The sequence below is a fragment of the Herminiimonas fonticola genome (genome assembly GCF_040395855.1).
GTDB classification, from domain to species: Bacteria; Pseudomonadota; Gammaproteobacteria; order Burkholderiales; family Burkholderiaceae_D; genus Oxalicibacterium; species Oxalicibacterium fonticola_A.
Genome location: NZ_JBEBPO010000084.1, coordinates 1 through 10,935 on the forward strand (window position 1 = coordinate 1; position 10,935 = coordinate 10,935).

At 53.4% G+C, this 10,935-nt stretch carries 9 protein-coding genes; 2 read left to right on the top strand and 7 right to left on the bottom strand.

All coding sequences use genetic code 11. The annotated features are described in order from the left end of the window. Positions 1 to 310: 310 nt before the first annotated feature. From ABWP27_RS10310 to ABWP27_RS10330, 5 genes are all read right to left on the bottom strand, one after another. The gene (locus tag ABWP27_RS10310) at positions 311 to 1,372 is read right to left on the bottom strand and encodes a porin (protein ID WP_353156278.1); all 1,062 of its coding nucleotides are present in this window, start codon (positions 1,370 to 1,372) and stop codon (positions 311 to 313) included. A 107-nt stretch (positions 1,373 to 1,479) separates the two neighbouring features. Further along, complete coding sequence (locus tag ABWP27_RS10315; RefSeq protein ID WP_353156281.1) at positions 1,480 to 2,574, bottom strand: ABC transporter ATP-binding protein; 1,095 nt, start codon at positions 2,572 to 2,574, stop codon at positions 1,480 to 1,482. A 13-nt stretch (positions 2,575 to 2,587) separates the two neighbouring features. Next, positions 2,588 to 4,393 (bottom strand): ABC transporter permease, encoded by a 1,806-nt coding sequence (locus tag ABWP27_RS10320; protein ID WP_353156284.1) that lies wholly within the window; start codon positions 4,391 to 4,393, stop codon positions 2,588 to 2,590. 121 nt (positions 4,394 to 4,514) lie between these two features. Further along, complete coding sequence (locus tag ABWP27_RS10325) at positions 4,515 to 5,615, bottom strand: ABC transporter substrate-binding protein (RefSeq protein ID WP_353156287.1); 1,101 nt, start codon at positions 5,613 to 5,615, stop codon at positions 4,515 to 4,517. Between the two features lie 124 nt (positions 5,616 to 5,739). Continuing rightward, positions 5,740 to 6,711: a Bug family tripartite tricarboxylate transporter substrate binding protein gene (locus ABWP27_RS10330; protein ID WP_353156290.1), complete on the bottom strand. Its 972-nt coding sequence runs from the start codon at positions 6,709 to 6,711 to the stop codon at positions 5,740 to 5,742. A gap of 281 nt (positions 6,712 to 6,992) precedes the next feature. On the opposite strand from ABWP27_RS10330, the gene ABWP27_RS10335 reads away from it, so the two are divergent. Together ABWP27_RS10335 and ABWP27_RS10340 are read left to right on the top strand one after the other, a co-directional pair. Further along, the gene (locus ABWP27_RS10335; RefSeq protein ID WP_353156292.1) at positions 6,993 to 7,676 is read left to right on the top strand and encodes a response regulator; all 684 of its coding nucleotides are present in this window, start codon (positions 6,993 to 6,995) and stop codon (positions 7,674 to 7,676) included. Next, on the top strand, positions 7,673 to 9,148 hold the full coding sequence (locus tag ABWP27_RS10340) for a sensor histidine kinase N-terminal domain-containing protein (protein ID WP_353156295.1): 1,476 nt from the start codon (positions 7,673 to 7,675) through the stop codon (positions 9,146 to 9,148). Before ABWP27_RS10335 ends, ABWP27_RS10340 begins: the two co-directional genes overlap by 4 nt. A gap of 324 nt (positions 9,149 to 9,472) precedes the next feature. On the opposite strand, the gene ABWP27_RS10345 is transcribed toward ABWP27_RS10340, so the two are convergent. Next, positions 9,473 to 10,252 (bottom strand): alpha/beta hydrolase, encoded by a 780-nt coding sequence (locus ABWP27_RS10345; RefSeq protein WP_353156297.1) that lies wholly within the window; start codon positions 10,250 to 10,252, stop codon positions 9,473 to 9,475. 75 nt (positions 10,253 to 10,327) lie between these two features. Then, on the bottom strand, positions 10,328 to 10,935 hold a 608-nt coding region (locus tag ABWP27_RS10350; RefSeq protein WP_353156300.1), incomplete at its 5' end, for a GspE/PulE family protein.

Below are 10,935 nucleotides of genomic sequence, written 5' to 3' on the forward strand. Positions count from 1 at the left end.
CATGCGATTTGCCTGAAGTTGGTGGTCGCAACGTAACGGCATAAGCGGGATGTGAGCGATGCGGTGCTGATGTGCTGCATCATCTCTAACGAGATAGAAGCTTGAAATGAAAAAGGAACCTCTCATCGGGTTCCTTTTTTTATTGCTGCGGGAAAAGTGCACGGTAATGAAAAAGGGTTCTTGAATTGAAACAGCAAGTTATCAGTATGCTGATAACTTGCTGTTCCGCATTGTTATTCAAAATGAATAACAGGCCATTTTGCATAACCGGGCGCCATGCATATTCCGTCCGGTTTAAAGCATGCGATTTTTAGAAGCGATGCTGGATACCGGCAACCACACCTTTCTGGTTATTGCCGAAAGCGACGTCATCACGCGACAGGCCAACCAGTTTCTGGTTCTTGGCCTTTGCGTAAGCCGCGCTCAGATACAGATCGGTACGTTTCGACAATGCATACTTTGCACGGAATGAGAGCATGTATGGATCTGCATCTGTGTTTGCAGCGACGTTCTTGATGTCTTGATAGGAGAACAAGCCGATCAAGGTGAGGGCAGGTGTTGTTTTATAGGAGATGCCAGCCCAGTAGAAATCACTGCGCAGATCGGCAGCATTGTTTGCGAACGTCTTTTTGAAATTGCGATAACCAACGTCGACTCCCAAGTCGCTGGTGATTTGATAGCCACCGGCCGCATGAATGATGGTGGTTTTGTCACCAAGGCCGGTTGTCGTGCCATTCTGGCGCTGCACTGTCGTGGCGAGCCGTAACGGGCCTTTGTTGTAGCCCGCACCAAGGTCAAGTTTGGCGTTATCGCTAGTACTGCCTGCCACTTCACCAAAGCTGTAGGTGGCCCCCAGTTTGAAGTCGCCGAACTTGCCTTGATATTTGAGGATGTTGGCCAGATTGGTCACCATGCCGTCTTTGCGACCGCCGGTTGCGCCAGCTGAGGTAATCCATGAATAACTGGCTGAATAGCCCATCGGATCGAACGGCAGGATGAAGTCATAGGTGGTGGTGTAGGAACGTCCGGCAACGAGGCGACCCCAGCTACCTTCCAGACCGACATTGGCTTGTCGTTTAAAAAATTCGGTGTCATCCTGCTCGCCGGTATCTGCCTTGAAGCCGCTTTCCAACTGAAATATCGCCTTCAGTCCGCCGCCCAGATCTTCTGTGCCACGAAATCCGATACGCGAGGTATTCATGGTGCCGGAACTCAAACGAACCAGATTATTCTTGCTGGCACTGGCATTGGTGAGATATTCAACGCCGGTATCGACCCGGCCGTAGACGGTAACGTTGGATTGCGCATAAGCGCCGGATGCCAGAACGCCGAATGCGGCGAGCATTGCTGTCGCCAGGTATTTCTTTTTCATTTTTAGTGTCCCCAATCTATGTGATGTTTCGTGTTGGTTGTGCGGTACGACTACGCTGCTGTGTGCTACTGATGCAAGCCTCCTTTCCGTGATGCAGAAATCTGTGACTAGGCGGCCTGGAAGGCCCATAGCGCGTGTTGCGGCAGTTGCAGCCAATATTCCCCTGGTGCCAGTCGTTGTTTTGCGTAGGCGCGTAGAACGGTGCCGTCGCTGCCATGTTCGTCTGCATTACGGAATACGCATTCCCAGCGGTCGCCCAGATACATACAGGTTGAGAGCGGCAACTTGATCGCGTTGTCGATAGCCGTATCGGAAATGTTGATTTGCTCGACGCGGATAATGGCGGTGGCATCGTTGGCACTGCTGCCTTGTCCGCGCAGTGTGGCCTTGACATTGCCGCCTGCGATCTGCAACACGGCATGCTCGCCATCGCGTTGGATTAACTTAGCCGGCAGACGGTTATTGCTGCCCATGAACTCTGCCGTGAACAAGGTGTTTGGCGTTTCATACATGCTTTGCGGTGTGCCTTGCTGTTCGATCTTGCCGTTGTTGAGCAAGAGGATGCGATCCGAGATCGCCATTGCTTCGGCTTGATCATGCGTCACCATCAATGCCGACAAGCCGAGACGCACAATCAGTTCGCGCAGGAAGGCACGCGCTTCTTCGCGCAACTTGGCATCCAGATTTGACAGCGGTTCATCCAGCAAAATGACGGGCGGGTTGTACACCAGCGCGCGGGCAATGGCGACGCGTTGCTGCTGACCGCCGGACAGTTGATGCGGGAAGCGCTCACCCAGATGACCGAGGCCGAGTTGATTCAACACGGTTTTGACGCGCTCGGCGATATCGTTACTACTCATCTTGCGCAACTTCAAACCGTAGCCGACGTTGTCGGAAACAGTCTTGTGCGGCCACAACGCATAGGATTGGAAGACCAGACCCAGATTGCGTTCTTCTGCCGGGATTTCCAGCTTGCGATTGCCGTCGAACACGCTGCGTTCGCCGATTTGTATGCCGCCGGATTTAGGCGATTCCAGACCTGCTACTGCACGCAGCAAAGTCGTTTTGCCGCTACCGGATGGTCCCAGCAAGGCGACCACTTCGCCGCGTTGCAGTTCCATCGACACGCCTTTGAGAATCTGGTTGGCGCTGGCGCCGGTGCCGTAGTCGAGATGCAAGTCATTGACACTTAATTCGCTCATGATGATTTCCTGATTAGTCGTGCAACTTGACGCCGAAGCGCAGTGCGATGCCGAGGCCGATGGCCACTAGCGTGATGTTGATGAAGGAGAGAGTGGCGACCAGATCGACGGAGCCGGAAGCCCACAGCGAGACGATCAGTGCGCCTATGACTTCGGTGCCGGGTGATAGCAGATAGACGCCGGTCGAATATTCACGTTCGAAAATCAGGAACACCATCAGCCAGGCGCCGAGTACGCCGTAGCGCACCAGTGGCAAGGTGACGTCGCGTGTTACTTGCGAACGACGTGCACCTACCGCACGTGCGGCTTCTTCCAGTTCCGGACCAACCTGCAACAAGGCTGTGGTGATCAGGCGCAAGCCGTAAGCCAGCCACACCACCGAGTACGCCAGCCACACTGAAAAAATAGTGGAGCGCAGTTCGCGCAATTGCGGGATGACGTGTTCCACCATCCACAGCGCGATGAAGTTGTCATGTCCCTTCAGCAAGCTATCGAGGAATGAGGGTACGAACAAGAATACCCACAGGAAGGACAAGCCAGCCAGCAAGCCTGGTATGGCGCGTGGGATCAATACGCTGTAATCGAGGAAGCGCGTGATGCCGTCCGATTTGCGATGCATCGCCAGTGCGATACAGCAGTAACAAGCCACCGCAAGTGCGCCGCCGATGACGCCTATCATGATGGTGTTGACGATGCCGCGTACCAGCGATGGTTGTTCCCAGATATCGCGGAAATGCTGGAAGGTGAAGGCATCGATCAGCGATACGCCATAACCCCAGTGCGAAACGAAGGCGCGCAAGGCGATGCCGGATAATGGAATCACGATCGTGAAAATCAGCCACGCTGCGATCAGGCTGAAGGCCAGCCATTTCCATTTGCCGAGAGGCAGTGCTTTCTGACGCGAGCCTTTGCCTTTGATCGATACATATTTATTGGCCGAACGCAGCAACCAGCGTTGCAGCATGACCAGCGGCAGCGTGACTGCAACCAGACACACTGCAACTGCCGCCATCAAATGATAGGAAGGTGTGCCGAGTTTATTGGTCAGCTTGTACAGATAAGTCGGCAAGACCAGATGGCCTTCCGGATCGCCCAGCACCAGTACCAGACCGAATACTTCAAAGCCGAGGAAGAACACCAGCACGCCGGCATATGCCAGCGCCGGCATGATCATCGGCAGCGACACATGCAACGCAACCTGCAAAGGCGAAGCGCCAGCCACGCGTGCAGCTTCTTCCACATCGGCACCCAAACTCTTGAGCGCAGCCGAGGCGTACAGATAAACGTGCGGTACGTGGGTCAGGCCGGCGATGATGACGATGCTGGGGAAGGCGTACACATTCCATGGCGTTGCTTCTATGCCGATCAGACGCAACATGTCTTGCATCCACACGGTGTAGAAACCGACAGGCCCCATCGACACCACATAGCCGAAGGCGATCACCATAGGCGATACAAAAATCGGCACCAGCAATAAAGGAGCAATCCAGTTGCGACCAGGCAGATCGGTGCGCACCATCAGGAAAGCCAGCATGCTGCCCAGCGGTACGGCGATCAATGCGAGCCCACTGGCCAGCAACAGACCGTTAATGAAAGCCTGGCGGAAATCGGGATCATCGAAGATGAAGCGATACGGCTCCAGGCTCAGTGTTTTGACAGGCGCAAAAAACGGCGCGGATAAAAAACTCTGATAAAAAATCAGTGTCAGCGGCAGAAAGATGGCAATCGCTGCCAGCGTAACGACCAGTCCGCGCGGCCAGTTAAGGCGCGACAGCCAGGAGCGGCTGGGTAGCGGCTGGGGAGAAGTGATAGAAGTCATAAATGGAAATACCTTGCATAAGCTGTGTTAAATCGCAGGGCGGAATAGCCTTAAGCTCTGCAGTCATCTCGCAAGCAAGGTGGAAGGCATGTCGCTTTCCACCTTGCTAGCTACGGATGAATTACTTCTTGCCTGCGGCTTCTTTCCATTGCTTCAGGAATGCGAGGCGTTTTGTCTGATCCAGGTATTGCAACAAGGACGGTGTAATCGCAATCGGTTTGAGTGCGCTGCCGAGTTGTGTCGTCAGACTTGCCAGTGTTGAAGTGCCGGTGACATCGGAACGCAATGAATACAGTTGCGATTCATTTGCGATGATGGTTTGGCCGCGTTTGGACAACAGATAGTCGATCCACAACTTGGACGCATTCATGTTTTTCGCCGACTTGTTGATGAACACCACACGTGACAACACCAGGTTGTAATCCTTGGTGAAGGCAACGCCGATCGATGGATCTTTGGCCGCACGTGCCTGTGCGTAGGAACCGATCACGTTGTAGCCGATCAGGTTTTCGCCGGATGAAATCCGTTCCAGCATGGTGCCGGTCGAGGATTGCACGCGCAGGCCGACATCGCCGAACGACTTGGCCAGATCCCAGAAGTGCGGATTGATTTGCGTATCTTCGGTAATGAACAGGAAGCCGACGCCTGATTTTTCAATGTCGTAGCTGGTGACCTTGTTGCGGAATTTGTCTGCCTTGGTGTGCAGTAATTTGAGCAGATCGTCGTGGCTTGCAGGTACTTCATCTGCGCTGACCAGTCGCTTGTTGTAGACGATGGCCAGCGGTTCGAAGGTGGTGCCGTAAGCACTGTCCTTGTAGTTGGCCCAGGCAGGGATGGAACCAGCTTCCTGTGATTTGTAAGTCGCACCGTAGCCTTCGCTGACCAGTTTGAATTGCAAGTCCATCGCGGACGACCACAACACGTCGGCAGTGGCGCCGCCAGCGGCCGCTTCCGAAATAAAGCGGTTGTAAACTTCGGTTGAATTCATGTCGTTGAATTCAATTTTGATGGCTGGATAGATCGTGCCAAAATCCTTGAGCAGCGGTTCCACAGCCTTGGAATCGGTGGCGCTGTAGATCACCAGCTTGCCTTCCTTCTTGGCGCCGTCAACGATCTTGACGTAGTCGGCAGAGTAGCCGGCCGGAACTTGCGACCATGCATTGAATGTGAAACTCAATGAGAGTGCTGTCAGTGCGATTGCTATAGGTTTTTTGATCAACATTTGCTTCGTCTCCTAGTGGATTGAGTTATTCAATAAGGCGCAGGGAACCCAGAGCAAGTCTGGATAGACTTGCCACCTTGTGCGCTTCACGGAATTTTTTGCCGAACGGTTCGGCGGGCCAGACTTATCTGATCAGGCCAAGTTGATCAGATTGCTTACGGTAGTCTTCTACGGTTTTATGGATGTACTGGGTCAATTGGTTGCCGGTTATTGCCAATGGATATAAACCATTGGCAGTGCGTAATCGGTCGAATTCAGGAGTGGCCATCATTTGATCGAAGGTGTGAACCCAGCGTCGATACGCTGCATCGCTGACCTGCGGTCCCATGTAAAAGCCGCGTATGATCGGCCAGGTAACGTCTACACCTTGTTCGATCGCAGTTGGCACATTAGCCAAGGCACCGGGCAGGCGTTTGTCGGATAACACGGCAAGGACGCGAATCTCGCCATCCATGGTGTGCAGCGTGGCTTCGGAAGCATCGCCGGAGATCACTTGTACGTGACCGGCACGCAAGGCGGTGAATGCATCGCCACCACCTTCCAGTGCAACGAAGCGCAAACTCTTGGGGTCGATCTTGCTTTGCTTGGCCAGCAATGCAATCTTGAGCCAGTCCTGACTACCGACAGTCCCGGCCGTTCCTATGGTGAGCTTGGTTGGTTGTTGCTTGAGCACCTTGATTAAATCACTCAAGGTTTTATATGGAGAGTCGTTGCGGACTGCGATCATCCCGTAGTCGACACCTATCGCCGCAACCCAGCGTACATCGTTGACATCTGCACGGCCGTATTTACCTTGTGCCAGATTCATCAGGGAACCGCCGGAGAATGCCACCAGGGTGTCGGTTTCGGCACGGCGTTGCGTGACGATGGAGTTCCAGGCAACCGCGCCGATACCACCGGGTAAATAGCTGATCTTGACGTCAAGGTCTTTGTCGCCAGGGAGGTGTTGTGCCTGCAGGCCTTGCTGGATCAGCTTGCAGCTCACGGACATGCCGCCGCCTGGTTTGGCCGGCGCGATGCATTGCACCGGCGCTGCATAAGCGCTGAATGTGATGCATGCACTGAGTGCACAAATCAATGTGATCGGTGTAGTCATTGTCTCCTGCCATCCTCTTTCGGTCGTGCGATTTTTTCCGCACGACGCTGTTTTATATATTCAGCCGATATAAATTTCTTTACAGAAAATTCATGCGGGCTGATTATGCATCCGACTAGAGCGAGCCAGCCAGTTGATGCAACATTTAATGCAGATGCATTACTCGTTTTTTTCATCATAACGGCTCGAATCTTTCAATTTCCTTTCATACGAATTTTGCCAACAGCAATTTTCTGTGTGAGTATTGGCGGCTATATTTTCTTACCTTTGCGTACAAGGCCATGCGAATTTTACTGATTGAAGATCATGTTGAGTTATCGCGCTGGCTGACCAAGGCGCTACAAGATGCACATTGGTCGGTTGAATGTGCGATGAACGGTGCCGATGCCGATAGTTTGCTGCATACCCAGCAATATGCGCTGGTAATACTCGATTTGACCTTGCCAAAGATGGATGGTTTGGAGGTATTGAAGCGTTTGCGTGCACGCGGCAGCAAAACACCGGTATTGATCCTGACGGCACGTGGCGGTTTGCAGGATAGAGTGCAGGGTTTGAATCTTGGTGCGGATGATTATCTGGCCAAACCATTCGAGCTGGTTGAACTGGAAGCGCGCGTCAAGGCATTGTTGCGTCGTGCCCAAGGTGGTGACGCACCCGTTTATAGCTGTGGGGCACTCAGTTTCGATACGGTGTCGCGCATGTTCAGTTACTGCGATGCGGCGTTGGCGCTGACACCGCGTGAACATGCGGTGCTGGAGGTCTTGATCAGTCGTGCCGGGCGTGCGGTATCCAAAGAAAAATTATTCGACGAGGTTTTCGCACTGGTCGACGATGCCAATCCCGATGCGATTGAAATCTATATCCATCGATTACGCAAAAAATTACAACACAATAGCGACGGCGCAGTGGCTATCACGACCTTGCGCGGTTTGGGTTATTTGCTAGAGGTCGCCGGCAAAAAATGACTTCAAGTGCGGAAAAAGCCATCAAGCCAATCAAATCCATGGGCAGCTTGCGCGGCCAGTTATTGCGCTGGCTTCTGATTCCGCTATTGCTGGTGGTGGCGCTGGACGCTTTTTCAGTTTACCGCAATGCCCTGGATGTGGCCGATCTGGCATATGACCGTGCCTTGCTGGCGTCGACGCGCGCCTTGGCGGAGCGGGTTTCGGTGGTGGATGGCAAGGTAGTGGCCGATGTGCCGTATGTGGCTCTGGATAGTTTTGAAACTGATACGCTGGGACGGATTTACTACAAGGTCACCGGCACGCAAGGCGAGTTTGTTTCCGGTTATGCAGATTTGCCGGCCTTGCCGCCCAACGTTCCGCGTTCGGAAATCTATCCGGCGCTGGTGCACTTTTATCACGCTGTTTATCAAAATCAGCCGGTGCGTATCGCTGCCTTGTATCAACCTGTCTACGATGATTCCATGCGCGGCATCGCCTTGATTCAGGTAGCAGAAACCATGGATGCGCGCAGCAATCTGACGCGCGAGATTCTCTTCAGCACCTTATGGCGCCAGGGCTTGCTGGTGCTGGTGGCTGCTTTGCTGATCTGGTTTGCCGTGCGTCTGGTCTTGCGCCCACTGATGCAGTTGAAAGCGGAAGTGGAAGCGCGTTCACCGACCGACCTGGAAGATTTCAACGCGGATCGTGTGCACAAGGAAGTGCGTCCCCTGGTTGCTGCAATGAACGGTTACATGGGGCATTTGCAGGCGCTGATCACATGGCAGCGTCGTTTTATCGCAGATGCTTCGCATCAATTGCGTACGCCGTTGACGGTGCTCAAAACGCAGGCGGAATTGGCGCTGCGCCAACTTGAACGCAATCCGAGCGATCCGCGTGTCTTGCGGGATATGCGCGAGATTGTTGAAAGCATTGCCGGTACTACCGAATCCACTGCACATCTGGCAAATCGTTTGCTGACACTGGCCCGCGCCGAGCATGGTGTGAAAGAGAGTGATGTCGGGCCGGTTTCGCTTACGAATGTAACGCGTCAGGTCGGCCTGGAACACGCGCCTGCAGCAGTCAAAAAACAAATTGATTTGTCATTTGATGCACCCGAAGAAATCATGATCAACGGACATGCGCTGTTGCTGCACGAGTTGATCAGTAACCTGGTGGATAACGCCATTCATTACACGCCGATGAACGGCAGAGTCATTTTGCGCGTGCGTAGTGATGCGGCTTTGCAACGCGCGATACTGGAAGTGGAAGATAGCGGTATAGGCATTCCAAAAGAAGAACGGGAGCGGGTTTTTTCCGCTTTTTATCGTTCGCCGTTGGCGCAGCAACAAAATCTTGGCGGTGCGGGATTGGGTTTGTCTATCGTGCGGGATATTGCCTTGTCGCATGGCGGGGATATTGCACTGTCGGATGCCAATGAAGAAAATGCTGCTTTTCCGGGATTGAAAATCGCGATTTGTTTTCCCTTGTTATAAATCCATAGTGTGTTTTGCAGCAGGAATTCAAACCTTGAATTGAAATCAGCACGACCAAGCGTGCTGATGTTGATGATTCCTGGAAGGCTGGAAGAATTACTGACGCTTTGATTCTTCCTTCTTCAGTTTCTTCGCTTCCTTTTTTTCCTTCATTGTTTTGAGGGGCTCTTTCTTCACGGCCTTTTTGCTGTCCTGACTTTTACCCATGATGTTCTCCGTAACAAATGAATGAACGTTAATAAATAGCGCGACAAGTGCGTCTTCCTCACTATAGCAAGCTATTGCATATGTACCGAGCTATTTAGCTGCGTGCATGCAAGGTGATCAATTTGCGAGCATCCAGTTGGACATTTTTCCGACGACATCGTTGTCGAGTCCATTGAATCCGTGATGTGCGCGTGCGTTGCAGGCATCGCCCACATCGTCGCCACCGGTAAAAGAAATCAGCTGTTTCTTCGGTGCATCGCGCAGCTTATCCATCAGATTGGAAGTCAGACTGAAACTGCAGAGTCTGCAACCATCTTGCTCATGATGAACGACAAGTACGGGAATCTGCAGTGTGTCCATAGGCATGGAGAGTACGGACGGGCCTTCGCTATCAACCAGAATGCTGGAGCTGAGCACCACGCCATCCGGCCCATCCGGTACTTGCAGTTGCGTCGCGACAAAGGCGGCCGATTGCGTGCCGCGGCTGGTGCCAACCAGCCAGACCGGTGTCCTTGTCTGTCCTCGGGACCAGGCAATGACAGCCTTGATATCGGCCAGATGTTCCGGTGTCTGGCGGAAACCTCTCAAGAATGGAGGGGACAGGCGGTCGGATGGTGCATCGATGAGCACCACCAGAAAACCTTGCCTGGCGAATAGCTGTCTGGTGCGCACCAGAAAATTATCTTTGCCCCAATGAATCAATCCGTCAGATGATATTTGCAGGCCGCCATGACCACCGGCAAGCAGAATGACGGCAGCTTTGGGTGCAGCTGGAGTCAGTACGAGCATGCGTTGCGTTACGCCGGGTCTGGTCGGGATATCAACGACTTTTTCCGGGGTTTGGGCGTAGGCGAGGTTCAGACAGAACATCAGGCACAAAGCTGATATGGATTTCATCATGCCATTCATCACCGTTCTCCAGGATGGTCGTTCATGATGAGATGAACGGCTTGTGTTTGATGCGCTGTCTTGTCAGGTCAGTGCTGCCGTTACTTTCAGCACTTCTTCCGCCGTCGTCACGCCTTCGATGATCTTCAGTGCGCCGGCCAGACGCAGAGGTTTCATGCCATCGGCAATACTTTGTTGCTTCAACTGATGGATATCGGTCTCGGCCTTGATCATCTTGGAGAAGGTTTGCGTGATGGTCAGCAATTCGTACAGGCCGGTACGGCCGCGATAACCGGTCTGGCGGCATTCCGGGCAGCCGACCGGTCGATAGATGGTGGCAGGCTTGGGAATGTCCCAGCCTTCGGCCAGGCTTTGCCAGACGTCATCAAGCATTTCACCATCCGGCGATTTGCAGTGATTGCACAAGGTGCGCGTCAGGCGCTGTGCCATGATGCCGATCAGCGTCGATTCCAGCAGGTAATAGGGTACGCCGAGTTCCAGCAAACGCATGACGGCGGACGGCGCATCGTTGGTGTGCAGTGTCGATAGCACCAGGTGGCCGGTGAGCGCGGCCTGGATCGCCATTTCGGCGGTTTCCAGATCGCGGATTTCGCCGATCATGATGATGTCCGGGTCCTGTCGCATCAGCGAACGCACACCATCGGCAAACGACAAATCGATGCCGTGCTGCA